Annotated in this window: 25 protein-coding genes and 2 tRNA genes; 14 read left to right on the forward strand and 13 right to left on the reverse strand. The window is 40.4% G+C overall.

The genetic code is table 11. The features are described from left to right. The first annotated feature begins 6 nt into the window (after positions 1 to 6). From BVU_RS13100 to BVU_RS13120, 5 genes are read left to right on the forward strand one after another with little or no spacing between them, the layout of a single operon-like run. Complete coding sequence (locus BVU_RS13100; protein WP_005847337.1) at positions 7 to 858, forward strand: hypothetical protein; 852 nt, start codon at positions 7 to 9, stop codon at positions 856 to 858. Positions 859 to 865: 7 nt separating this feature from the next. Beyond that, complete coding sequence (locus BVU_RS13105) at positions 866 to 1,816, forward strand: CDP-alcohol phosphatidyltransferase family protein (RefSeq protein WP_005847341.1); 951 nt, start codon at positions 866 to 868, stop codon at positions 1,814 to 1,816. After that, a complete protein-coding gene (locus BVU_RS13110) occupies positions 1,813 to 2,814 on the forward strand; it encodes a lysylphosphatidylglycerol synthase transmembrane domain-containing protein (RefSeq protein WP_005847343.1) in 1,002 nt (333 codons plus the stop codon). The genes BVU_RS13105 and BVU_RS13110 overlap by 4 nt, the downstream gene beginning before the upstream one ends. Before the next feature lie 4 nt (positions 2,815 to 2,818). After that, positions 2,819 to 3,541, forward strand: coding sequence for an HAD family hydrolase (locus tag BVU_RS13115; protein ID WP_005847345.1), 723 nt, complete (start codon positions 2,819 to 2,821; stop codon positions 3,539 to 3,541). Between the two features lie 6 nt (positions 3,542 to 3,547). Next, positions 3,548 to 4,747, forward strand: a complete 1,200-nt coding sequence (locus tag BVU_RS13120; RefSeq protein WP_005847347.1) for a sugar MFS transporter — start codon at positions 3,548 to 3,550, stop codon at positions 4,745 to 4,747. Between the two features lie 53 nt (positions 4,748 to 4,800). On the opposite strand, the gene BVU_RS13125 is transcribed toward BVU_RS13120, so the two are convergent. Then, complete coding sequence (locus BVU_RS13125) at positions 4,801 to 5,697, reverse strand: PfkB family carbohydrate kinase (RefSeq protein ID WP_005848170.1); 897 nt, start codon at positions 5,695 to 5,697, stop codon at positions 4,801 to 4,803. Between the two features lie 135 nt (positions 5,698 to 5,832). Between BVU_RS13125 and BVU_RS13130 the strand changes: the two genes are divergently transcribed. From BVU_RS13130 to BVU_RS13160, 7 genes are all read left to right on the forward strand, one after another. Continuing rightward, a complete protein-coding gene (locus BVU_RS13130) occupies positions 5,833 to 7,140 on the forward strand; it encodes an inositol-3-phosphate synthase (RefSeq protein WP_005847351.1) in 1,308 nt (435 codons plus the stop codon). 166 nt (positions 7,141 to 7,306) lie between these two features. Next, positions 7,307 to 8,572, forward strand: a complete 1,266-nt coding sequence (locus tag BVU_RS13135; protein ID WP_005847353.1) for a sigma-54 interaction domain-containing protein — start codon at positions 7,307 to 7,309, stop codon at positions 8,570 to 8,572. Next, positions 8,559 to 9,086, forward strand: a complete 528-nt coding sequence (locus BVU_RS13140; protein WP_005847355.1) for an LptE family protein — start codon at positions 8,559 to 8,561, stop codon at positions 9,084 to 9,086. The genes BVU_RS13135 and BVU_RS13140 overlap by 14 nt, the downstream gene beginning before the upstream one ends. 16 nt (positions 9,087 to 9,102) lie before the next feature. Further along, positions 9,103 to 9,855: a hypothetical protein gene (locus tag BVU_RS13145; RefSeq protein WP_005847357.1), complete on the forward strand. Its 753-nt coding sequence runs from the start codon at positions 9,103 to 9,105 to the stop codon at positions 9,853 to 9,855. A 5-nt stretch (positions 9,856 to 9,860) separates the two neighbouring features. Then, the gene (secG, locus tag BVU_RS13150) at positions 9,861 to 10,226 is read left to right on the forward strand and encodes a preprotein translocase subunit SecG (protein WP_005847359.1); all 366 of its coding nucleotides are present in this window, start codon (positions 9,861 to 9,863) and stop codon (positions 10,224 to 10,226) included. 160 nt (positions 10,227 to 10,386) lie between these two features. After that, on the forward strand, positions 10,387 to 11,145 hold the full coding sequence (locus BVU_RS13155; protein WP_005847361.1) for an exodeoxyribonuclease III: 759 nt from the start codon (positions 10,387 to 10,389) through the stop codon (positions 11,143 to 11,145). Between the two features lie 154 nt (positions 11,146 to 11,299). After that, positions 11,300 to 11,593, forward strand: a complete 294-nt coding sequence (locus BVU_RS13160; RefSeq protein WP_011965658.1) for a hypothetical protein — start codon at positions 11,300 to 11,302, stop codon at positions 11,591 to 11,593. 222 nt (positions 11,594 to 11,815) lie between these two features. Here the strand turns inward: BVU_RS13160 and BVU_RS13165 are convergent, their stop codons facing one another. From BVU_RS13165 to BVU_RS13185, 5 genes are all read right to left on the reverse strand, one after another. Beyond that, entirely contained in the window at positions 11,816 to 12,520 is a 705-nt protein-coding gene (locus BVU_RS13165) for a pirin family protein (RefSeq protein WP_005847365.1), read from the reverse strand. A 139-nt stretch (positions 12,521 to 12,659) separates the two neighbouring features. Continuing rightward, a tRNA-Gly gene (locus BVU_RS13170) sits at positions 12,660 to 12,732 on the reverse strand. Positions 12,733 to 12,741: 9 nt separating this feature from the next. Next, positions 12,742 to 12,824, reverse strand: a tRNA-Tyr gene (locus BVU_RS13175). A 111-nt stretch (positions 12,825 to 12,935) separates the two neighbouring features. Next, positions 12,936 to 13,442: a 6,7-dimethyl-8-ribityllumazine synthase gene (gene ribH, locus BVU_RS13180; protein ID WP_005848165.1), complete on the reverse strand. Its 507-nt coding sequence runs from the start codon at positions 13,440 to 13,442 to the stop codon at positions 12,936 to 12,938. 92 nt (positions 13,443 to 13,534) lie between these two features. Further along, on the reverse strand, positions 13,535 to 14,212 hold the full coding sequence (locus BVU_RS13185) for a tetratricopeptide repeat protein (RefSeq protein WP_005848164.1): 678 nt from the start codon (positions 14,210 to 14,212) through the stop codon (positions 13,535 to 13,537). A gap of 152 nt (positions 14,213 to 14,364) precedes the next feature. Between BVU_RS13185 and recF the strand changes: the two genes are divergently transcribed. Together recF and BVU_RS13195 are read left to right on the forward strand one after the other, a co-directional pair. After that, positions 14,365 to 15,480 (forward strand): DNA replication/repair protein RecF, encoded by a 1,116-nt coding sequence (gene recF, locus BVU_RS13190; protein WP_005847371.1) that lies wholly within the window; start codon positions 14,365 to 14,367, stop codon positions 15,478 to 15,480. Further along, entirely contained in the window at positions 15,477 to 15,767 is a 291-nt protein-coding gene (locus BVU_RS13195; RefSeq protein WP_005847373.1) for a DUF721 domain-containing protein, read from the forward strand. Before recF ends, BVU_RS13195 begins: the two co-directional genes overlap by 4 nt. Positions 15,768 to 16,120: 353 nt before the next feature. On the opposite strand, the gene BVU_RS13200 is transcribed toward BVU_RS13195, so the two are convergent. From BVU_RS13200 to BVU_RS13230, 7 genes are all read right to left on the reverse strand, one after another. Then, positions 16,121 to 17,479: a transposase gene (locus tag BVU_RS13200; protein ID WP_011965174.1), complete on the reverse strand. Its 1,359-nt coding sequence runs from the start codon at positions 17,477 to 17,479 to the stop codon at positions 16,121 to 16,123. 144 nt (positions 17,480 to 17,623) lie between these two features. Beyond that, on the reverse strand, positions 17,624 to 18,103 hold the full coding sequence (locus BVU_RS13205; RefSeq protein ID WP_032934734.1) for a 5-formyltetrahydrofolate cyclo-ligase: 480 nt from the start codon (positions 18,101 to 18,103) through the stop codon (positions 17,624 to 17,626). Beyond that, complete coding sequence (locus BVU_RS13210) at positions 18,078 to 19,826, reverse strand: S41 family peptidase (RefSeq protein WP_005848162.1); 1,749 nt, start codon at positions 19,824 to 19,826, stop codon at positions 18,078 to 18,080. The genes BVU_RS13205 and BVU_RS13210 overlap by 26 nt, the downstream gene beginning before the upstream one ends. Before the next feature lie 14 nt (positions 19,827 to 19,840). Continuing rightward, a complete protein-coding gene (locus BVU_RS13215) occupies positions 19,841 to 20,275 on the reverse strand; it encodes a deoxycytidylate deaminase (RefSeq protein WP_005844718.1) in 435 nt (144 codons plus the stop codon). Between the two features lie 4 nt (positions 20,276 to 20,279). Next, complete coding sequence (locus BVU_RS13220) at positions 20,280 to 20,774, reverse strand: DUF4847 family protein (RefSeq protein ID WP_005844720.1); 495 nt, start codon at positions 20,772 to 20,774, stop codon at positions 20,280 to 20,282. 13 nt (positions 20,775 to 20,787) lie between these two features. Then, the gene (locus BVU_RS13225; protein ID WP_005844722.1) at positions 20,788 to 22,830 is read right to left on the reverse strand and encodes a M3 family metallopeptidase; all 2,043 of its coding nucleotides are present in this window, start codon (positions 22,828 to 22,830) and stop codon (positions 20,788 to 20,790) included. Positions 22,831 to 22,987: 157 nt separating this feature from the next. Further along, positions 22,988 to 23,665, reverse strand: a complete 678-nt coding sequence (locus tag BVU_RS13230; protein ID WP_005844724.1) for a Crp/Fnr family transcriptional regulator — start codon at positions 23,663 to 23,665, stop codon at positions 22,988 to 22,990. Between the last annotated feature and the right edge of the window lie 127 nt (positions 23,666 to 23,792).

Raw genomic sequence — 23,792 nt, forward strand, 5'->3', positions numbered from 1 at the left:
GAAGGAATGGATGTAATTTCAATAATAGGGGTAAGCCGTGGAAATGAATATTCCCCCAATCATGTAGACAATGATGCCGCCATATTTTATAAGGTGACGGAGGAATTGCGGCGGTTGGGCTGTGAGGTGAAAGTTTATGCGGAGAAAGATTTCGTGGAACAGGGTGTCAAGGGAGATATTATTTTTGATATGGCCCGTGATAAGGTAACGATAGCTCGTTTGAGGTCTTTGGAGGATGAAGGTGCATTGGTGATAAACTCTGCCTACGGTATAGATAATTGTGTGCGTAAGCCAATGACAGAATTACTTATAAAGAACGGGGTTCCTCATCCGCAAAGTTTTATAATTTCTACGGCAGATGAGTATTTGGAAAATTGTTATCCTTGTTGGGTGAAACGAGGTGACTCTCACGCTATGGTGAAAGAAGATGTTGCCTACGCCACCTGTAAGGAAGAGGTAGAAAATATATTGGCTGATTTCCGTAAACGCGGTATTCCTGTTGCAGTCATAAACGAACACTTGCAAGGTGACTTGGTAAAATTCTACGGAGTGCATGGAACTGATTTTTTTTATTGGTTTTATCCCTCTCCTTGTTCGCACAGCAAGTTTGGTCTGGAGAAAATAAATGGGATAGCTAAAGGAATTCCTTTTAGCGTAGAGGAATTGAAAATACAAAGTGATAAAGCTGCCGAGGCGCTGAATGTGCCCATTTACGGAGGTGATTGTGTGATTTCAGCTGATGGCACACTGCGAATAATCGATTTTAACGACTGGCCCAGCTTTGCCCGTTGCCGTGAGGAAGCGGGAGGTAAAATTGCAGAGTGCATTTATAAACGGGCTAAAAAGCAAATGAAATAAAAAAGACATGAGTACAGAAAGTGAGAAGAAAGGAATAGAGGCTTCTTTCAAATCCATGGACACAGAGGAGTTCCTGGATATTTATTTCAACCGTCCCATAGGTTATGCATGGGCATTATTTTTTAAAAAACTAAAGGTACACCCTAATGTGGTAACCATTTTTTCTATCATTTTAGGTATAGGTGCTGGTGTGATGTTTTATTATCCTGATATGAAACATACTCTTTTGGGTATACTTTTGTTGATGTGGGCGAATCATTATGACAGTGCGGATGGACAATTGGCGCGTCTGACAGGACAGAAAACCCAGTGGGGGCGTATGTTGGATGGATTTGCCGGTGATATTTGGTTCTTTACCATTTATGCGGCAATTTGTCTCAGACTGATGAACCAACCCATGCCGTTTCATATTGGTGACGGCATGCATTGGGGTATTTTTATTTGGATATTGGCTATTGTTTCGGGTACTGTTTGTCATAGCAAACAATGTACATTGGCGGATTATTATCGTAATATTCATTTATACTTTTTAAAAGGGAAAAGCGGAAGCGAATTGGATAATTTCAAACAACAGCGTGAAATCTTCTACAGTCTGCCGTGGAAGGGAAACTTCTGGTGGAAAGCTTTCTTGTATTTCTATGGTAATTATACACGTCAGCAGGAAAGAATGACTCCTAATTTCCAACAGTTTTATGCATTGGTGAAGGAAAAGTATGGAGACAATATTCCACAGGAATTACGGGATGAATTTCGTGCGGCTAGCAAACCTTTGATGAAATATACCAATATCTTGACTTTTAATACACGTGCCATTGCTCTATATATCAGTTTGTTGATTGGCGAACCATGGTTGTATTTTGTGTTCGAGGTTGTTGTGATGACCTCTTTGTTTGTATATATGCGTCATTGCCATGAGGCGATTTGCGCACGATTGTATCATAAATACATAACGAAGTGAAAAGTAAGTATAGAAATATATTCCTGATGTTTGGAATTGCAGCCATCGTAGTGATGCTTTGTTCTTTTGATATGGAGTATGATGAACTACTGGCTAATTTGCGCCGGGCGGGAATGTGGTTGCCGGCTGTGGTAGGGTTATGGATTATTATTTATCTGTTCAATACCCTTTCTTGGTATATTATCATCCGGGATGGAAAAAAGGGAACACCTATTCCATTTTGGAAAGTTTATAAACTGACAGTTTCCGGATTTGCACTGAATTATGCCACCCCGGTGGGATTGATGGGAGGAGAGCCTTACCGCATTATGGAGCTGACTCCTTATGTTGGGGCCAGTAAGGCAACTTCATCAGTAATTCTTTATGTGATGATGCATATTTTCTCGCATTTTTGTTTTTGGTTTTTTTCTATCTTTTTGTATCTGGCTCTACGTCCGGTAGATATTGCCATGGGAACTATATTGGCTGTTGTGGGGGCGGTTTCTCTTTTAGCCATTTATTTTTTTATGAAAGGTTACAAGAATGGTATGGCTGTCCGTACTTTAAAATTGCTTCAGCATATTCCTTTTATCAAAGAATGGGCTAAACGTTTTTCGGAAAATAAACGCGAGGCTTTGGAACGTGTGGACAGTCAGATAGCCGAACTGCATAAACAGCGTAGATCTACGTTTTATGCCTCGTTAAGTCTGGAATTCATGGCTCGGATTATAGGATGTCTGGAAGTGTATTTCATATTGAATATTCTGACAACGGATGTCAGTTTTCCAGCTTGTATTTTAATTATGGCATTTACTTCTTTGTTTGCCAATTTGTTCTTTTTCTCGCCTATGCAATTGGGCGCACGTGAAGGAGGCTTTGCTTTGGCGGTAGGAGGGTTGGCTATTCCGGGAGCTTTTGGGGTTTATACCGGATTGATAACCCGTGTACGTGAATTGATTTGGATTGTAATTGGTGTGTTGTTGATGAAAGTCGGCAATGGTACACCTGCTAATAAGTAAGATAATGGATACATTGAAAAATATTCAGGGAGTTATATTTGATTATGGCGGTACAATAGATACGAACAGCTGTCATTGGGCGGAAGTGTTGTGGACTAAGTATATGGAACATCAGGTGCCGGTGGATAAGGAAAGTTTCCGTGAGGCATACGTTTTTGGAGAAAGGGCGTTGGCTAAATATCCTTTTGTCCAGCCTTGGCATAATTTTCATGATGTGCTTTCTATCAAGACTAAACTTCAGGTGGAATGGTTGGCGGAACAGAGAAAGTTGCCTATGGATGAGTTGCAACTGCAATCTTATGCAGTGAAAGTGGCAGACAGCTGTTATGGGTATGTGTTGGATATATTGCAGGTTACACGCCCGGTAGTGAAGGAGTTGGCTAAGAAGTATAGGTTGGTGTTGGTTTCTAATTTTTATGGCAATATACAGACTATTTTAAAGGATTTCGGACTTTTGGATTTCTTTGATGAGATAATTGAATCCTCTGTAGTGGGTGTTCGTAAGCCGGATCCTGCTATCTATAGACTTGGAGTAGATGCTATGGGATTTGCGGCAGAGAATGTGCTGGTGGTCGGAGATTCTTTCTTAAAAGATGTTGTTCCGGCCAAAGCTGTAGGTTGTCGCGTTGCCTGGTTGAAAGGAGAAGGTTGGGGAGGAGAAGTTATAGACGAATCTGTTCCTGATGTAATTATTACGGACTTGGCTCAATTGCTTGCATTATTGTAATAGGATATGGAAATACAAAGACACGCATTGGTGAAAAGGGACTATTTAGTTCCTTTTGTTTTAGTAACCTCTTTGTTCTTTTTATGGGGATTCGCACATGCTATTCTTGATGTATTGAACAAACATTTTCAAGAGGTGATGGATATTACCCGTACTCATTCGGCAATGGTACAGGTGATGTTTTATCTAGGCTATTTCATAATGGCTATTCCGGCAGGATTGTTTATAACCAAATATGGATATCGTAAGGGAGTTGTTTTCGGATTGTTGCTTTATGGAATCGGGTCCTTGATGTTTATTCCCGGCGAGTATTGGATGTCATTTGAATTTTTCCTGTTCTCTTTGTTTGTCATTGCTTGCGGTTTGGTCTTTTTGGAAACAGCTGCAAATCCTTATATGACAGAACTGGGGGATAGGGAAACAGCTGCCAGTCGGTTGAACCTGGCCCAGTCTTTTAATGGGCTAGGATGTATTTGTGGTCCTTTAGTAGGAGGACTGTTATTGTTCTCGGGGAAGGGAGAAGCAAATATCTCGTATCCTTATATGTTGATGGGAGTGGTTGTACTGGCAGTGGGATTTATTTTTTCCCGTATCAAACTTCCGGAGATTGTTCATGTTGACGATTTGGCTGACGGAGAAACGGTTAAGAGAAGTTTATGGTCGCATAAATTATTCTTATTCGGAATAGTGGCACTATTCAGTTATGAGATAGCGGAGATTTCTATTAATAGTTTTTTTATCAATTATGTGGTGGATGACGGGTGGATGAATGCTCGGGATGCGGCGGTAGTACTTTCTTTCGGTGGACTTGGATTGTTTATGTGCGGACGTTTTGCCGGTAGTTGGATCATGCAGCGAATCCGTGCGGAGAGAGTTCTGCTATGCTGTGCTTTGGGGACGGTAATGGCTACTTTTCTTATCGTTTGTAATTTAGGAAAGATTTCATTAATAGCCTTGTTTTTGGTATACGTGTTCGAAGCCATCATGTTTCCCACTATTTTTGCCATATCTTTGAAGGGATTGGGTGGAAAGACCAAACGGGCTTCTTCCTTCCTTATGATGTCTCCCGTAGGAGGGGCTGTTGGTCCTGTGCTGATGGGTTATGTGGCAGATAATAGTACCATGTCCTTATCATTCATCATACCATTTGTTTCTTTTTGTATTGTGTTATTCTATTCGTGGTATGCTGACGTGGAAAGAAACTGAAATGAATAATCCCGATACAGTTGTTAGGCTTTATCGGGATTGTCCATTTCTTCTTAAATTTTTTCAGCTTTTAAAGAACTGGTTCGGATGATATTCCATACATCCTCTTCGGTTTTGCTGAAAGGACCGGATGCCTCTAGTTTCAGTGTCGACATAGCTGCTGCAAAACAACCGGCTTCTTCATAGGAAGCCCCTTTATTACGCATATATAAATATCCGGTAGCATAAGTATCTCCACAGCCAGTGGCATCTACTATGTCTTTAGGAGGATAGGCAGGGATTTTATGAAATGTACCTTCCGCATAAATTATAGACCCTAAGCTTCCCAATGTAATCAATACCTCTTTTACTCCCCATTCTGCTAGTTGTAGGGCAGCTTGTTTTATGTCTGTCTGACCGGTAAGCACTTCCATTTCATGTTCATTTACCTTTAGAATGTCAATATATTTTAGTGCTTCTACTTTGTCTGTCCAATCTATCGGATAAACTTTTTCCCCTCGGACTTCACGTAAGTACCCTTGTGCATCTACAGCTAATATACCTTTGGTAGAAAGATATTTCACAACGTCCAAAGAGAAATCATCTGCTAAAAGACTTCCCAAATGAAAAATATGAGCATTTATGTTCTCTAGTTGTTCTACGGTGAAGGGATCGGCTTTAGCCAATACCCGCTGGCTGCGGTTGTCTTGATTCTCACCGTATGTATTCTCAAAATACACTGTCCGGTGACTAGGAATAACAGTAACTTTGATGCCTTTAGCACGAATATCTTCAACAGCTTTAAATTCACTTGGAGCTAGTGCCGTGACCAGCTGATAATGCTTTGTATCCTTTAAGTGACTGATTCCGTGTGAGAAATAATAAGAAGTCCCGCCGGGCATATAAGTCGTTTTTCTGGGTGTTACTATTTTATCTAATGTAATGTGACCTATGCAACAAATATCATTCATACCTATTTATATTAAACGGTCGCAAAGCTACAAAAAAAACTAGAAAAAGCATGGAAGTTTTCAAAAGAAGGTGTAACTTTGGCACAAATTATCTTAATCTCTGCTATGAGATGCAATTTTAACAAAGAAATTAGAATGGAAAAAATGAATGTGAAACCGGCAACCGGTAAATTAGGCGTTCTTTGTGTTGGATTGGGCGCTGTTACTTCAACTTTTATGACAGGTGTGCTGATGGCTCGTAAGGGATTGGCAAAACCTGTCGGATCTATGACTCAATATGATAAAATGCGTGTTGGCCGTGGAGAGAATAAAAAGTATTTGCATTATGGTGAAATTGTTCCATTGGCAAACTTAAATGACATTGTGTTTGGTGCATGGGATGTTTATCCGGCTAATGCTTATGAATCAGCGGTCAATGCTGAGGTTTTAAAAGAGAAAGATATTAATCCTGTAAAGGATGAATTGGAGAAAATAGTTCCAATGAAAGCTGCTTTCGACCACAACTATGCTAGTCGTCTGGATGGTGATAATGTGAAAGATTGCAAGAATCGTTGGGATATGATGGAACAGTTGCGTGAAGATATCCGCAATTTTAAAGTGGCTAACAATTGTGACCGTATTGTTGTTCTTTGGGCTGCTTCTACAGAGATTTATGTTCCTGTTGATGAAAAAATACACGGAACATTGGCAGCATTGGAACAGGCTATGAAAGATGATGATAAGGCTCATATCGCTCCGTCTATGTGCTATGCTTATGCTGCACTGTCGGAAGGATGTCCTTTCATTATGGGAGCACCTAATACAACTGTTGATATTCCTGCTATGTGGGAGTTGGCTGAAAAGACTAAAATGCCTATTGCCGGCAAGGATTTCAAGACGGGTCAAACGTTGGTTAAATCAGGTTTCGCACCGATTATTGGAACCCGTTGTTTAGGCTTGGACGGTTGGTTCTCTACAAACATTTTAGGTAATCGTGATGGTTTGGTGTTAGATGAGCCGGCTAACTTCCACACGAAGGAGGTCAGCAAATTATCTACACTGGAATCTATTCTTGTTCCGGAAGATCAGCCGGACTTGTATACAGACTACTATCATAAAGTACGTATCAATTACTATCCGCCTCGTAATGATAATAAAGAAGGTTGGGATAATATTGATATCTTCGGATGGATGGGGTATCCAATGCAGATTAAGATTAATTTCCTTTGCCGTGATTCGATTCTTGCTGCTCCTCTGTGCTTGGACCTTGTATTGTTGAGTGACCTGGCTGCACGTGCAGGACGTTTTGGTATCCAACGTTTCTTGAGTTTCTTCTTGAAGAGTCCGATGCATGATTATACTGAAAACGAAATTCCTGTCAATCACCTCTTCCAGCAGTATGCTATTTTGAAAAATGCCATTCGTGAAATGGGTGGTTATGAGGCCGATCAAGAAATCGACTAATTTATAACAGGATTTTTTATTCGGGCGTGGATTGCGCGGGTTTTCACGGTTTTTCTTTTAAAGACCGTATCTATCCGTGAAATCCACGTCTTATTTTTTATTTTTCTGCCATAATTTCTTGTTGTCTGCCTGAGAATTTGTAATTTTGTCATATAATAGAGTGAATATGGTTAGGTCAGAAATACAAAATGTAAAGCTCAGATTTGGTATTATTGGTAATGCCGAAGGGTTGAACCGTGCCATAGACGTGGCTATCCAGGTGGCACCCACTGATTTGTCAGTGTTGATCACCGGTGAAAGTGGGGTGGGAAAGGAAAATTTCCCACAGATTATTCATCAGTTCAGTCGCCGTAAACATGGACAGTATATAGCGGTGAACTGTGGGGCTATTCCTGAAGGTACTATAGATTCAGAGCTTTTCGGACATGAAAAAGGTGCTTTTACGGGCGCTATCAGTGACCGTAATGGCTATTTTGCCGAAGCCAATGGTGGAACCATTTTTCTGGATGAAGTAGGAGAGTTGCCTCTTGCTACTCAGGCACGTCTGTTACGTGTACTTGAAAGTGGTGAATTCATTAAGGTAGGTTCATCTAAAGTGCAGAAAACGGATGTGCGTATTGTTGCCGCTACCAATGTGAATCTGACGGAAGCCATTGCTGAAGGTCGTTTTCGTGAGGATTTGTATTATCGTTTGAACACTGTACCTATTAAAATACCTCCTTTGCGTGAGCGTGGAGATGATATAACTTTACTTTTCCGTAAATTTGCATCAGATTTTGCTGAGAAATATCGTATGCCGGCTATCCAGTTGACAGAAGATGCGAAAGTTTTGTTGCTGGCTTATTCGTGGCCCGGTAATGTGCGCCAGTTGAAAAACATCACTGAACAGATATCTATTATTGAAACTAACCGGGATATAACGGCAGAGATTTTGAGAAATTATTTACCAGAGCAACATGTGAATTCTGGTTTGCCTGCTTTGTTTGGAGTGAAAGCAAATACAGGGAAGGCTTTTGAAAGTGAGCGTGAGATTTTGTATCAGGTGTTGTTTGATATGCGGCGTGATGTGACTGACTTGAAGAAGTTAGTCAATACACTGATGGCGGAACGTGGCGCGCAATCTGTTCCGACGGCACCAGCTACTACGGCAGTTTCTTATTATCAGGAACCGCAACGGAATTTAGTTGCTACAGTGGTGCCTGCTACGCCTACCATAATTTCTGCCGCCAAACCGGCTCATCCTGTAGTAGATGATATTCAGGATACGGAGGAGGTTGTAGAAGAAGCCACTTTGTCATTGGACGAAGTGGAGAAAGAAATGATACGTAAGGCGCTCGACCGTCATCATGGAAAGCGTAAGAATGCAGCAAAAGATTTGAATATTTCAGAACGAACACTTTATAGAAAAATAAAAGAATATGGTTTGGATTAAACAATTGAAAGTAGTTGGTGTGTTGATGGTACTGGCGGGGATCGTAACTGCTTGTTCTATTTCATATAAATTTAACGGATCGTCTATAGATTATACAAAGGTAAAGACTATTTCGTTTGAGAATTTCCCAAACCGTTCAGCTGGCTTTGTTTGGGGACCGATGGAGAATATGTTCAATACGGCATTACAGGATATTTATATGCAACAAACTCGTTTAAAGCAAGTCAAGCGCAGTGGTGACCTGCAATTGTCTGGTGAGATAACGAATTATGAGGCATTTAATAAAGGAATTGGATCCGATGGCTATTCTAGTATGGTAGAATTGCGTATGACGGTGAGAGTGAATTTTGTCAATAGTTCCAATCCTACGGAAAATATGAACGGACAGCAATTTTCGGCTAGTCGTGAATATAATTCCAATCAGCAGTTAAGTGCTGTGCAGGATGAGTTGGTAAACCAAATGATTAAAGAAATTGTAGAGCAAATATTCAATGCTACAGTGGCAAACTGGTAGTGAGTGATTTTCCGTCATGATACAACAACAATTATATGAATGGATAACGCATCCTGAACGATTGAATCGGGATACTTTGTACGAGTTGCGGACGCTGCTTGCGCGTTATCCATATTTTCAGACGGTGAGACTGCTTTATCTGAAGAATCTGTTTTTATTGCATGACATAACATTTGGTGAGGAACTACGTAAGGCTGCATTGTATGTAGCTGACCGCAAGATTCTTTTTTATCTGATAGAGGGGGAGCGCTTTACTGTATCTTCCTTTGAAAAACAAGACCTACCTAAGGAAGAGGCTGGTTTGGATCGTACTCTTTCATTGATCGATACTTTTCTCTCTTCTTTGCCTGAAGAGGCCGCCGCTATGGAATTACCAATGGATGTAACAACAGATTATACTTCTTTTTTATTGCATGAGGAAGAACATGTGTCTGATGATATACCTCAGATGAAAGGACAGAATTTGATAGACAACTTCATTGAAAAGTCGGCAGAGGAACCTTTGTTACCTCAATTAGGAATAAAAGAGGCGGCACCGGTGAAGAATAAAGTTTCTGAAGAAGAGGAGTCGGAAGATAATGAAGAGGATATGGAGGATGAAAGCTATTTCACTGAAACATTGGCTAAAATATACGTTAAACAGCAAAGATATTCTAAGGCTCTTGAAATTATTAAAAAATTAAATTTGAAATATCCAAAAAAAAACGCTTACTTTGCAGACCAAATAAGATTTTTGGAGAAATTGATTATTAACACTAAATCAAAATAAAGAAAATGTATTTATTACTTATTGGATTAATTGTGCTTGCAGCTCTTTTGATGTGCTTCGTCGTACTGATTCAGAACTCAAAAGGTGGAGGCTTGGCTTCTAGTTTTGCTTCTTCAAATCAAATAATGGGTGTTCGCAAGACTACAGATTTTATTGAGAAATTAACATGGGGGTTAGCTGCTTTTATGGTGGCATGTAGTGTGCTTACTGCTTATTTTGTTCCTGCTGCTCATACAGATTCTTCTGTAATCATGGAAGAGGCAGTGAAAGAAGGAGCTACTAATCCGCTGAATGCACCTTCAGGTTTCGCTGCTCCGCAAACAAATGACGCTGCAACAGAAACTCCTGCTCCCAGTGATTCGGCACAGTAATTATAGAGAAAACATTTTCCTTAATTAATAAGGATAAGCGTCCTGTTTCGTTTACGAAAATAGGACGCTTTTTTGTTTTAAGTTTTTTTGCTTTGATAAGTATGCTTTTGTACTTACTTTTGTTCTGGAATGTTTTTAATCTACAAATAATAAAAGAATCATGTTGAAATTCATATCATGGAATGTAAATGGCTTGCGAGCCTGTTATGATAAAGGTTTTGTTGATGTTTTCCATCGTTTAGAAGCAGACTTTTTCTGCCTGCAGGAAACAAAGATGCAGGAAGGGCAACTGGATGCCAAGTTTGAAGGTTATCACTCCTATTGGAATTATGCTGAAAAGAAAGGGTATTCAGGCACAGCTATCTTTTCTAAAGTCAAACCATTATCTGTGACATACGGTTTAGGCATAGAAGAGCATGATCACGAAGGACGGGTAATCACTCTTGAATTGGAATCGTTTTATTTGATTACTGTGTATACTCCCAATTCGCAGGAAGAATTGCGACGGTTGGATTATAGAATGAAATGGGAAGATGATTTCCGTGCCTATCTGAAAAAACTGGAAGAAAAGAAACCTGTCATTGTGTGTGGTGACCTGAACGTGGCGCATAAGGAAATAGACTTGAAGAATCCTAAGACAAACCGTAAAAATGCAGGTTTCACTGATGAGGAACGTGCCAAGTTTACCACTTTGCTTGAGTCCGGTTTTACGGATACGTTCCGCTATTTTTATCCAGAGCAGGAAGGAATCTATTCATGGTGGTCTTATCGTTTTAAAGCCCGTGAAAAGAATTCAGGTTGGCGTATTGATTATTTTCTCACTTCCGATTCACTGAAAGATAGGTTGAAAGGTGCACATATTTATACGGATATCTTTGGCTCAGATCATTGTCCGGTAGAATTGACAATAGAACTCTAAGAAACACTCTGAAAAAGCTTTTGTTTCAACACGAATCTCAGATTATCTATAATTAAAAGATAATCTGAGGTTTGTGTCGTTGAAAGACTCTCTCTGTTTTACTTCCGTAAATTATTGATTCTTGTTTATCTTTACTTTGAAAAAACAAACTATAATGAAAAGTACAGATAGAGTTAGGTATAATTATTATTCTATTGATTTTGCTTGCGTGTCAATTGAGTTTATTACAAAAAGCCAGTGTATGGATGGAAAGTGGATTGCGTTCGGCCATTCAGAAGGAAGTTCTTATTTTTATAGTAGAGGATATCTCAAGTATTTGATGGTGGAATACCGTTTGTTCCCTGTTTTTATTATAAAGATTAGAATATGTGTACAGATTGTCAATACCGGAATCTTTGCTAAACTAAAAGATAAGGGATATTTGAACACAGCTCCGGCTGTCTTATAATTGGGAGAGGGAATAATCTGTTTATTATTGTATATACCTTCAAAAATTGTTTGTATTAGGACTTTCGTTTGAAGAAAGAGTTGGTCTGCTAGATGTGTAATTTTGTTCTGTAGACCGTGTGGCGTATAAAATTTGTAGAAAAATGGGGTTAAGATAAGGACGTAAAGAGGTATTTGTGGCGCAAATTTCCCGTTTGGATGATTGCGCCATGAATAATATGGTTTACATAGCTACTTCAATAGCCAGTATCTGTGTTTCGGAAGTGGCTTCGATAGTGACACTTTCAATGTCCCATATACCGATACCGTCACGGCGTGAAAGGTTTTCGCCTGCTACATTAATCTCTCCTTCTATAACAAAAATGTAAACACCTGTGCGAGGTTTGTGCATACGGTATATTACACTATGTCCGGCATCAAATGTACCTATTGAAAACCAGGTATCCTGCAACAGATGTGCCGGTGTGTTTCCGGAAGGAGAAATGAAAGTTGTCAGTTCGTTACGTTTCAATAACGGGCGGATATTATAATTATGGTACTCAGGTTTGGTTTCCTCTACATTAGGGATCACCCAGATTTGCAGGAATTTCAGATCTTCGGTTTTACTGGCATTGTATTCACTGTGATAGATACCTGTTCCTGTACTCATTACTTGAATTTCTCCGGGGGTGATGGTACTTTCATTTTGTACATTATCTCCGTGTCTTAAATATCCTTGTAAAGGAATGGATACTACTTCCATATTTTTATGCGGGTGCATGCCGAAACCTTCTCCGGGAGCCACTGTATCGTCATTCAATACGCGCAAAGCACCGAAGTGTATACGTCTGGGATTATAATAATCTGCGAAGCTGAATGTGTGGTAAGTTTTTAGCCATCCATGATTAAAATAACCTCTCGTGTTGGCTTTGTCAATAATCGTCTTCATAACTTAATGTCTTTTCTATTGGAATGTTGTTATTGATATAACAAATTAGAAGTTGAAAAGTTTGGAACATTGTTGAGTAATGAAAAAAATGGGGCGGTGTAAAATAAAAGAAGAGATGATCAAATCATCTCTTCTATAGAGCGGAAGACGGGGCTCAAACCCGCGACCCTCAGCTTGGAAGGCTAATGCTCTATCAACTGAGCTACTTCCGCAATTTTTTGTGGGCAAAGATGGATTCGAACCACCGAAGTCGAAAGACAGCAGATTTACAGTCTGCCCCATTTGGCCACTCTGGTATTTGCCCATTCGCTTTTAAGAGTCTATCTCAATTCTCTCATTGAGTAGGTTTGTTTCTCAATTGCGATGCAAAGGTACGGCTTTTTTTTGAATATGCAAATTATACAAGAACTTTTTTTCAAAAAATCTGCGTTTTTTGCAATTTCTCTTTAAAATCGAGCATTTTGATGGCAGTTATTGCACATTCATCCCCTTTATTTCCTAATCTTCCACCGGCACGGTCTTCTGCTTGTTGCATAGTATTGGTAGTAATCAAACCATAGATTACAGGAATATCTCCTTCGGCATTCAGTTGGGCAATACCTTGAGTGGTACCGGCACATACATAATCAAAGTGCGGAGTATCGCCACGAACTACGCAGCCTATTGCAATCACTGCATCTACTTTTCCACTTTTTATCATTTGTGCAGAACCGAAAGTCAGTTCAAAACTGCCGGGTACTGTTTGTACTAAAATATTTTTATCTTTTGCGCCATGTTTCTTCAAGGTACTTATGGCTCCTTCCAATAGGGGGCCGGTAATGTTATTGTTCCATTCGGATACTACGATACCGAAACGCATATTTTCTGCATTAGGAACTGAATTGAAATCGTAATCAGATAAGTTATGATACGCTGTTGCCATTGTTTTTTAGTTTTAGTGGTTTAATAAAAGAAAGAGGTTATCTGTACACAGGTGCAGACAACCTCTTTATATCATTAAGGTATATTCTTTTCTTATTTGATGGATGCACGTTCGATGTACTTATCAATGTCCATTGACTGGTAAGAATTGAAGTATTTTTCTTTCACCAAAGTGTATGCTTTAACAGCTTCACTATTCTTGCCCAACTTTTCGAACAATTGACCAGCTTGGATCAAATAGATAGGACTCAATGCCTGGCTGTCTGCTTTATCCGCTGCTTTCAGCAAAGTTCCTGCAGCTTTGTCCAATTGTCCCATTTCAGCATAACAGTTACCGATAGTTCCCAAAATGGCAGGGCTCACCAGCTGGTCTTTAGCGCTGAATTTATCCAGATATTTCACTGCATCTTCATATTTACCCAACTGTGCATAGCAGATACCTGCATAAGCATTGGCCAAATTACCAGCAGCGGTTCCACTGAATTCATCTGCTACTTTCAGAAAACCCTTGTAACCGATACTGTCACCATTCAATGCGGTTTCAAAGTTATCAGCTCCGAAATATTGTTCTCCTTTAAATAAAGCTTCTGATGCTTTTACTTCATTGGGGTCAGAAATAAAATGCTTATATCCCATGAAACCAGCTATGATAATCACTACTGCTGCAATAGTTCCAAGGATTCTTCCTTTGTACTTGATAAGGAATGCTTCTGAGGTACTCAGTGCTTCTTCCATATCTAATGGGTCCTGAGTGTGTTTTTGTTCTGCCATTTTTATATTTACTTTTTTATTATTTTTCGGATATTCTTTTTCGGTCAGCAAAAGTAGTTCATTTCTATGTATTAATGAAATTTACGGGCATATTTTTTTAGTTTTTCCCGTTTTTATCTCTAATTTTGTATCCTCAATTAAATAGAAGTTCTATGATACTGAAACGCATCTCGATATTGAATTATAAAAACCTGGAGCAGGCGGAATTGGAATTCTCGCCGAAGATGAATTGTTTTATCGGACAAAACGGTATGGGGAAGACAAATTTGCTGGATGCGGTTTATTATCTTTCTTTTTGTAAGAGTGCCACTAATCCTATTGATTCGCAAAATATCCGTCATGAAGGAGAATTCTTTGTAATTCAGGGTTTCTATGAAACAGACCAAGGTGAGCCGGAAGAGGTATATTGTGGATTGAAACGTCGTCAGAAAAAGCAATTCAAGCGGAATAAAAAGGAATATAACCGTTTATCGGATCATATTGGCTTTATTCCCCTTGTAATGGTGTCTCCTGCTGATGCGGAGTTGATTGCAGGAGGTAGTGACGGGCGCCGTCGTTTTATGGATGTGGTGATATCGCAATATGATAAGGAATATTTGGATGCGCTGATACGTTATAATAAAGCATTGACGCAGCGTAATGCTTTGTTGAAATCGGAACAGGAATTCGATGAGGAATTAATGCTGGTATGGGAGGAGATGATGGCATCTGCGGGTGAGGTCGTCTTTAAGAAGCGTAGTGAGTTTATTGCTGAGTTTATACCTACTTTCCAGTCTTTTTATTCTTATATCTCTCAAGATAAAGAGAAAGTGAATCTGGCGTATGAATCTCATGCTATGAGTGGGGGATTGCTGGATATTATCAAGGAGAGCCGTCGGCGCGACCGTGTAATGGGATATTCGTTGAAGGGAGTTCATAAAGATGACTTGATTATGCAGTTGGGGGATTTTCCGATAAAGCGGGAGGGGTCACAAGGACAAAACAAAACTTATCTTATCGCCTTGAAATTAGCTCAGTTTGACTTTTTGAAGAAAACGGGCGGCAATACTACTCCTTTATTGTTGTTGGATGATATTTTTGATAAACTGGATGCTTTTCGTGTGGAACAGATTGTAAAACTGGTAGCCGGAGATCGTTTCGGGCAGATTTTCATTACGGATACCAATCGGGATCATTTGGATAAAATATTGAAGAAGATAGAAAGAGAATACAAAGTCTTTGCTGTAGAAGACGGAGAAGTGACAGAAAGAAAGGAAATGGCTGAATGAAACGTAATGATGCGGAACAAATAGGGGAAATGATTCGGAAATTCTTCCGGCAGAATGCTTTGGAGGCGCCACTGAACGAGTATCGTCTGATACAGGCATGGAAAGATGTGGTGGGACCTGCCATTACTAAATATACGAGTAATCTTTATATTAAGAATCAAATTCTTTATGTACATCTCACTTCATCCGTGCTTCGTCAAGAGTTGATGATGGGGCGTGATTTATTGGTGAAAAATCTGAATAAGCAGGTCGGCGCACAAGTGATAGTCAATATTATTTTCCGTTGACAGGATGGTCTTCTGCTGTTTCTTTGGTATCCCCGAAGTTTCCTGCAATACTTCTTGTCAGGTGCGGATTTTGACGGATTTTTCTTATCTTTCTCGTAAAGTCCGCACTTGAAGAAGTGTAATGTGTAAGAGTAGCTTATGGAACAGTTCGTATCACGATAGATTCTATTTCAGGGATATTCAGTAAATGTCTCTAAAAAATAAGATGGCATATGAAGATGATAGGGCATGACCATTTCATATGCCCTTCTTATTGTCATTTTTCCGTGCTTTCTCACATACTTCTATCCGACAGGACATGACGTTCCGGAAGAAGTCTGATGACCTCTTCTGATTCTGTGAGTAAAATCATATCATGCTGCTTTAGCTGTTTTGTTTCTGATTTTTTCTATCATCAGTATGGCATTTGCCGTATGTATTCCAAAGAAAATCCACAGTATTTCCGTCTTCCTGTTTCTGGCCTTTATCCTTGAGAGCGAGTAATGTTGCTTTTGAGTGCCGAAGCTTCCTTCAAGCCGTGTTGCCCTTTCTTTTGAGAGTTCGCTTCTAAGCACCTTCCTCAAAGGCTCATCTTTGGCCGCCCTTCCCTTGCGCACAAAGGATGTGGATATCCCATATTTTGTACAGAACTTTCTGTTGGCATTATTGGCATATATGGAATCGGCAGCCACACATCTTACCCTTACATTCATAAGCTTCTGCTGCATACGGATACAGTCCTTCAAGCGTATACCCTCATTGAATGCCTTGAACGAGAGGTGTTCGATGAACGATATGCCGTCTATCTGTATATTATTGACCTTTGCACCGAACTCGACGGACTTGTTTTCCTTGCCTCTGACGATGGGACGTACATAATGACGGTCAATGCTGACGATGCGGTCACTGACTTTCCGCCCTTCAAACATTTCCTTTTCTTGTACAAGCACCTTTCTGATGATGGAAAGACGCTTATGATAATCCTGGGTATATCGGAGTAAAGCACCGTACTCGCTATGGATCCCATCCCTTTGACTGAGGAGCTTTTCAAGAAGCTTGATCATACGGCGCTTAAGCATTCTTGTCCTTGAAGCTCTCCTCTTTCTTTTCTTGCAGTAGGACAGATAGGATTCCGCCACATTCCTGTATTTGTTGCGCGGACGCCTTATGCCCAGCTCCCTGCAATGCCGGCATATATGCCTGTAGAGCCATTCGAGGCTTTCCCAAAGGAGTTTCATGTCCGTAGGAAAACGCATGTGGCTTTCATAGCATGTGGCATCGGTCATGCAGACGTGAAGGTTATCAAGATAAGGTTTCCAGTGTGAAGCCAGGAGCTCCTGGAAAGAATCAATGTCAAGGCGGGATGCTATCTCATTACGGATGGCACTGACTATCTTGAAGTTGGTTATGGGAAGGGACGGGGGAATCATAATTCCACAGAAAATCTGGTAGTGTATGTTCCCGTTCAGATGTTCCACCAGTTGCCTGTCGGAGAATCCGGTGTATGCCTTCAGGACCATAAGGGCGATCTTTGCGGAAGGACTGAATCTGTTCCTGCGTCCCAGGCGCCGGTCCGACAGGCCGGCGGCTTTTGCCATACATTCAAACGGAAAGACCGAATGAAGCTTGCCAAGCTCACTCTCATTAAAACTCTTGCGGTATTTTTCCAGAATATCAAATTCTGTAAAACCCAAAGTAGGGTGAATTTCTGAAATATTCACTATCTTTGCCATATCTTATTAGTTTGGATATTTCCCCCGTTTTGGCCGTCAAATCTTATTTTCGGGGGAATACCTAAAGATACAAAAAAGCCAACTAATTCGCAATACTTTGTGTATGAATTAGTTGGCTGATTTTGTAATATTTAATGAATGTCCCTATTTCAATATTCCATTCTCAGTCCAGACTTCATCCATTCTCCGGTCGAAAGGTTCGACAGGCAGCTTTTCGTTTACTTGAAAGTTATAACATATACCTATATTATAGGAATGAAGAAGAGGCAGTAATTTGTCATAATATCCTTTTCCTCTTCCCAACCGGTTGCCTCGGGCATCAAAAGAAACACCCGGTATAATGGCGAAGTCTATCTTCTCATACGCTGTAAATGCTTCTCCCGTCGGTTCCTCTATGTGATAAGCCTCACCGGTTTTCAGGTTTTGCCTGCCTGTATAAATACGAAGTTCCAACTCATCTCCTTTGACTACCGGCAGCAAAACTGTTTTCTGCCGGTGCCATTTTTCAACGAAGTCATGTGTCTGTACTTCATCATCCAATGAATAATAGAGCAAAACGGTACGGGCCGATGCAAACTTGGGATGCTGTTCCAGTTTCTCAAGCAAAGCAGCGGACTTCGTTATTAATTCGGTGATGCCGTGACGGCGCTTTTCTTGCGCTATCTGCTTGCGCAGTTGTTTTTTTAGTTCCTTCATCGCTTACTTTCGGTTCTATGGGTTGTTCGGGAGCTTTGGGAAATGATTCACCTTTATCCAATACTTCCAATGCTTTGAGGACAGTCTTGTCGCTCTTGTTCAAGTATTCTATATAAGCTTCCATGCCCAGCATGTTATAAATGATGTTTCCGTATAAATTTGTTTCAAACAGTTTCTGTGATTTATACATCAATATGTTGCGACGTTTTAGCCCTTTGTTCTCAGCGAAACGGGCGAATTGTTCCAAAATATTCTGATGCTTCAAATATTGCAGCAGGCTTTCCTCTGTTTCATATTTTTGCATTTCGGCACGGTGGTTGTCCGTATACTGGAAAGCAAACTGGATGGTCAGTCCGCGATTAACAGCCATGCGATAATAGGAAGTCATGCCGGTAGTATCCTGTGGTACAAAGATATCGGGCATAATACCTCCACCTCCATATACAGGACGGCCTAAAGAAGTTTCAAAGATTTGGCTTTGATCCTGTTTGATACTGTCTTGTGAGAAAAATTCTCCATGTTCGTAACGGGTCAGGATATCCATTTCATAATTTGCGTCATTACCTTTTACATACGGTTTCTGTATGCAGCGTCCTGACGGAGTATAGTAACGGGCAATTGTCAGACGGATGGCTGAACCATCGCTGAAGTCGATAGGTTGTTGTACCAGCCCTTTTCCGAAAGAGCGGCGCCCGATGATTGTCCCCCGGTCATTGTCTTGGATAGCTCCGGCAAAAATTTCGCTGGCAGAAGCCGAACCTTCGTCCATCAATACGACAATGGGCATTTTCTGGCTGCTTCCGGTTCCGTTGGATGTATAGTTCTCGCGTGGAGACTTGCGTCCCTGTGTATAAACGATGAGTCTGTTTTTGGGTAAGAATTCGTTTACCATCTGAATTGCTGCACCCATATATCCACCGGTATTACCGCGTAAGTCGATGACCACTCCTTCGCAGTTTGCCTGATTTAGCTTGGCTAATGAAATCAATAATTCGGGATAAGTCGTTTCACCGAATTTGTTTACTTTTATGTAACCGAATTTGTCATTCAGCATATAGGCGGCATCTACACTCTTTACCGGTATGTCACCACGAACAATGGTGAAATGTAAAGTTTCTTTTTCTCCCGGACGAAAAACGCCAAGTTTTACCTCACTGCCTTTGGGACCTTTCAGTCTTTTCATGGATTCATAGTTGGTGACAATTTTTCCTACAAAGGCACTGTCATCCACTTCTATGATGCGGTCTCCTGCCATCAGACCCACTTTTTCTGATGGTCCGCCTTGGATGACATTGTTTACATGGATGGTATCTTGCTGGATGGTAAACTGGATACCGATTCCGCTGAAACTTCCTTTTAAATCAGAATTTACAGCTTCCAGGTCTTTTGCCGGAATATAAGAAGAGTGGGGGTCCAGCTCACCTAGAATTTGCGGCATAGCATCTTCCACCAGTTCACCCATGTTCACTGTATCTACATATTGGTCGTCAATGATACGCAACAATGCATTCAGTTTGTTGGATGAAGTATTAATGATACCTAATTTGTTTCCTGAAAAGTGGTTGGCGTAAAAAGTTCCAATCAATATTCCGGTTACGATGCTTACTGCAACGATTACCGGCATAAAACGGGATGTTCGATTTTTGCTCATATCTTTATTTGCTATTATTCATTGGGATTGATATAGATTACTTCAATATTTGCGCGTTTCAATAAATCAAGCCCGTCTTCCAAACGGTATTTTTCTGAGTAAACCACACGTTTGATTCCTGCTTGGATGATGAGTTTGGCACATTCTATGCAAGGAGATGCGGTGACGTACATGGTTGCTCCGTCGCTGCTGTTGTTGCTTCGTGCTATTTTGGTGATAGCATTCGCTTCAGCGTGTAGTACGTAAGGCTTGGTGACTCCGTTGTCATCTTCGCATACATTTTCGAATCCTGCAGGAGTTCCGTTATATCCGTCGGAGATGATCATCTTGTCTTTTACGATCAATGCTCCTACTTGACGGCGTTCACAGTATGAATTTTCCGCCCAAATACTAGCCATGCGGATGTATCGTTTGTCGAGTTTGAGTTGTTTCTCTTCTTTCGTTTCCATTATTTCAGTCTTGCTTATTATGTGCAAATTGAATATAAGTTTTTTTCCCTTCGGGAGCTAGCAATAAAACATTGCTGTCACCTTGATAAAATATTGCATTATTCAATGCTTCTATGAACTCGTTGTTATAGCTTGTTGAAGGCGGAGTCTTGGTAAAGTTTATGTTTACTGTCCGGTCTTTTCCGTCCGCTTGCCATGTGCCTTCAATGGTTCCATTTTGTATGCTTCCTGTAAAAGTACCATCCGCTTTGAAAGTGATGTTGAAACCATGAATGATATCCAAGGCTTTTCTTCCTTCGGTTGCGATAGTCTTATCCGGATTGTGTGCCATTGCATTGTATTTGGGCTCTCCGTTCCGTTTGTCCCAATTTGCTTTACCATAGAAATCCACTACATGCCATGTGCCGCTTGCAAAGATTTCCTCTACATCGTCTTCATTGTTGCAACTCCATAAGAAAGGGAGTAGCATTAGTATATAAAGAATAGACTTTAGTTTCATATTGTTTGTTTTTTTAGTTGATGATTCCATTTCTTTTCAGCAAGGCATGGATACTGGGTTCTTGTCCACGGAAGCGTTTGTAAAGGGTCATCGGATGTTCCGTTCCTCCTTTCGAGAGAATATTCTCCCGAAAAGAAGCGGCGACTTCCTGGTTGAAGATTCCTTTTTCCTTGAATAAGGAGAAGGCATCCGCATCCAGTACTTCCGCCCATTTATAACTGTAGTATCCGGCAGAATATCCCCCCGCCATAATATGTGAGAACTGTACGGACATGCAGGTGTCTTCCACTCCGGGCAGTACTTGCGCTTTTTTCCATGCTTCTTTTTCATAAGCGCGGACATCTCCGTCAAATGTTTCCCGGCGGGTGTACCATGCCATATCCAGCAAGCCGAAACTTACTTGACGCAGGCAGGCATAGGCCACATTGAAATTGGATGCATCTACAATCTTTTGGATCAGTTCGGCAGGAATGGGTTCTCCCGTCTGATAATGTCTGGCGAATGTATTGAGAAATTCTTTTTCTGTGGCGAAATTTTCCATAATTTGTGATGGAAGCTCCACAAAATCCCAATATACGCTGGTACCACTCATGGTTGAATAGGTGGTATTGGCAAACATTCCGTGCAAGGCGTGTCCGAATTCGTGTAGAAAAGTGTTTACTTCTGAGAAAGTCAGCAATGCCGGTTTCCCAGCCGATGGCTTGGTGAAGTTCATGGTAACGGATACGTGGGGACGGCTGTTGACTCCGTTTTCTATCCACTGCTCCTTATAGCTGGTCATCCATGCGCCCGAACGTTTTCCGGCACGGGGGTGGAAATCTGTATAAAGTACAGCCAGGAAACTTCCGTCTTTGTCGAATACTTCATAAGCTTTTACATCGGGATGATAGACCGGAATTTCTTTATTTTCTTTAAATGTGATGCCATACAGACGGGTAGCCAGACCGAATACACCTTTCTCTACTTGGCTCAGCTCAAAATAAGGACGCAGCTCTTCTTCATTCAGATTGAATTTCTTATTTTTCAGCTTTTCTGAATAATAGGCCCAATCCCATGGCATCAGCTGGAAATCATTGCCTTCCATTTCGCGTGCCAATGCTTCAACTTCTGCCACTTCCTTTAGGGCGGCAGGGGTATAGGCATCCAGTAATTGGTTGAGCAGTTTGTATACGGCATCACTCGTTTCGGCCATGCGCTTTTTCAGTTTATACTCGGCAAAAGTGGAGAAGCCTAGTAAATGAGCCAGTTCCATGCGAATGTTTACCAATTGCTTGATGATGTCCACATTGTTGTATTCGTTATTGTGTGTACATTGGGTATTATAAGCCATATAGACTTCTCTGCGCAGTGAACGGTCATCACAATATTTCATGAAAGGAACAAAACTGGGAGCATCCAATGTAATGATGCTGCCTTCTTTTCCCTTATCCTTTGCTGTTTGAGCATAACTTTCCAATGAACTTTCGGGTAATCCTTCCAATTGTTTTTCCGTCAAAGCCAATTCGTAGTTATTTGTTTCTTTCAACAGATTCTGAGAAAAACGTAAGGTCAATATGCTTAATTCGGTATTCAGTTGGCGGAACTTTTCTTTTGCCTCACCGGTCAGGTTGGCACCGCTTCTTACAAAACCATCGTATGTCTTTTGCAGCAGTTGGGCGTCTTCACCTTTCAGTTGTAACTGGTCTTTTTGTTCGTATACGGCTTTTATACGAGCAAAAAGTTTTTCATTCAGACTGATGTTGTTGCTGTGTTCGGACAGTACGGGCATCATTTTTTCTGCCAATTCCTGCATCTCGTCACTGGTCTCGGCACTCATCAAATTGCCGAAAACAGTAGTTACGCGGTCTAGCAACGCACCTGATTTTTCCAAAGCAACAATGGTATTTTGGAAAGTCGGTGCTTCGGGATTATTGACAATTGCATCAATTTCCTCATTTTGTTCTTTCATTCCTTCCAACAAGGCAGGTTCATAATGTTCTATCTTGATAAGATGGAACGGAGCCGTGTCATGAGGGGTGTTATAGGGTTTTAAAAATGGATTTTTATTTTCAGTCATAGCACTATTTTATTTGACTTACAAATTTGCTAAAAAAAAGCATCACTATCCTCATTCTATTTACTTATTTAACAAAGTATATTAAATAGTTAGGTTAAAAATAAAAAAGCACAAGCAGAAATGCCTATGCTTTTCATTTTTATGGTTTTTTACCTGATTATTTATTCTTTTCAGTCAGTTTTTCCAACGCCGGAATGGAGATTTCCTTTCTGCTGAGTTGTACCAATCCCTGTTCCTGTAAATCATTCAGCACTTTTGACACATTGATTCGTGTCTCATCAATCAAACTCGCCAAATCCTCCATTTTGATTTTAAGGATTTTTTTTCCTTCGGGCTTCATGGAGCGCAGCACTAAAAAATTCAGTATTTTTTCTTCTGTATTACCTATGTGGCTGTTCCATAATTTTTCGTATGCCACTTGTGCTCTATTACTCAGAATATTTAAATAGTTAAGGCGGAAGATTTCGTAGTTGTTCAGTTCATTCAATACAAATAACTTGTCTATGGTAACTATGTTAATATCTGTACGTGCTTTGTAAGTCGCTGTATAGTTGGTTTGCATGCCGAATAATGAATAGGGCTCTATAACGAAAGGACTTCCAAAAGTTTCAAATAAGGCGTATGAATGTCGGTTATCGGTTGTTTGGGAGATTATCTCCCCATTTAAGAGAAAGATTAATTGAGTGCAAGGTGCACCTTGTTCCACAATGATATCATCGGCGTTGTATTTACGAAAATGTAGCTTTACCTTGCCTATGATATTGGTGAAGTCATTTTTACATAATCCCTGGAAGAGAGGGAGTTGTAAAAGTGTATCATACATTGTAATTTCCATAAGTTCTGTTGTTCGTTAAGTTATAGTTTAACATACAAAGGTAACGATAAAACGAGATTTATTATTTATAGGTGGAAGAACTTTTATTTTTTTTATTGTTTCTTACCGTCTCCTAATGTTTAAAAGC

This window comes from Phocaeicola vulgatus ATCC 8482, assembly GCF_000012825.1.
Classification (GTDB): domain Bacteria; phylum Bacteroidota; class Bacteroidia; order Bacteroidales; family Bacteroidaceae; genus Phocaeicola; species Phocaeicola vulgatus.

Coding starts and splice junctions, on each gene's coding strand:
- BVU_RS13215 (WP_005844718.1), bottom strand. CDS start 20,275: ATGGAAACGAAAGAAGAGAAACAACTCAAACTCGACAAACGATACATC.
- BVU_RS13130 (WP_005847351.1), top strand. CDS start 5,833: ATGGAAAAAATGAATGTGAAACCGGCAACCGGTAAATTAGGCGTTCTT.
- BVU_RS13230 (WP_005844724.1), bottom strand. CDS start 23,665: ATGGAAATTACAATGTATGATACACTTTTACAACTCCCTCTCTTCCAG.
- BVU_RS13165 (WP_005847365.1), bottom strand. CDS start 12,520: ATGAAGACGATTATTGACAAAGCCAACACGAGAGGTTATTTTAATCAT.
- BVU_RS13100 (WP_005847337.1), top strand. CDS start 7: ATGGATGTAATTTCAATAATAGGGGTAAGCCGTGGAAATGAATATTCC.
- BVU_RS13200 (WP_011965174.1), bottom strand. CDS start 17,479: ATGGCAAAGATAGTGAATATTTCAGAAATTCACCCTACTTTGGGTTTT.
- BVU_RS13140 (WP_005847355.1), top strand. CDS start 8,559: ATGGTTTGGATTAAACAATTGAAAGTAGTTGGTGTGTTGATGGTACTG.
- ribH (WP_005848165.1), bottom strand. CDS start 13,442: ATGGCAACAGCGTATCATAACTTATCTGATTACGATTTCAATTCAGTT.
- secG (WP_005847359.1), top strand. CDS start 9,861: ATGTATTTATTACTTATTGGATTAATTGTGCTTGCAGCTCTTTTGATG.
- BVU_RS13115 (WP_005847345.1), top strand. CDS start 2,819: ATGGATACATTGAAAAATATTCAGGGAGTTATATTTGATTATGGCGGT.
- BVU_RS13225 (WP_005844722.1), bottom strand. CDS start 22,830: ATGACTGAAAATAAAAATCCATTTTTAAAACCCTATAACACCCCTCAT.
- BVU_RS13160 (WP_011965658.1), top strand. CDS start 11,300: ATGAAAAGTACAGATAGAGTTAGGTATAATTATTATTCTATTGATTTT.
- BVU_RS13185 (WP_005848164.1), bottom strand. CDS start 14,212: ATGGCAGAACAAAAACACACTCAGGACCCATTAGATATGGAAGAAGCA.
- BVU_RS13125 (WP_005848170.1), bottom strand. CDS start 5,697: ATGAATGATATTTGTTGCATAGGTCACATTACATTAGATAAAATAGTA.
- BVU_RS13120 (WP_005847347.1), top strand. CDS start 3,548: ATGGAAATACAAAGACACGCATTGGTGAAAAGGGACTATTTAGTTCCT.
- BVU_RS13135 (WP_005847353.1), top strand. CDS start 7,307: ATGGTTAGGTCAGAAATACAAAATGTAAAGCTCAGATTTGGTATTATT.
- recF (WP_005847371.1), top strand. CDS start 14,365: ATGATACTGAAACGCATCTCGATATTGAATTATAAAAACCTGGAGCAG.
- BVU_RS13145 (WP_005847357.1), top strand. CDS start 9,103: ATGATACAACAACAATTATATGAATGGATAACGCATCCTGAACGATTG.
- BVU_RS13155 (WP_005847361.1), top strand. CDS start 10,387: ATGTTGAAATTCATATCATGGAATGTAAATGGCTTGCGAGCCTGTTAT.
- BVU_RS13220 (WP_005844720.1), bottom strand. CDS start 20,774: ATGAAACTAAAGTCTATTCTTTATATACTAATGCTACTCCCTTTCTTA.
- BVU_RS13195 (WP_005847373.1), top strand. CDS start 15,477: ATGAAACGTAATGATGCGGAACAAATAGGGGAAATGATTCGGAAATTC.
- BVU_RS13105 (WP_005847341.1), top strand. CDS start 866: ATGAGTACAGAAAGTGAGAAGAAAGGAATAGAGGCTTCTTTCAAATCC.
- BVU_RS13210 (WP_005848162.1), bottom strand. CDS start 19,826: ATGAGCAAAAATCGAACATCCCGTTTTATGCCGGTAATCGTTGCAGTA.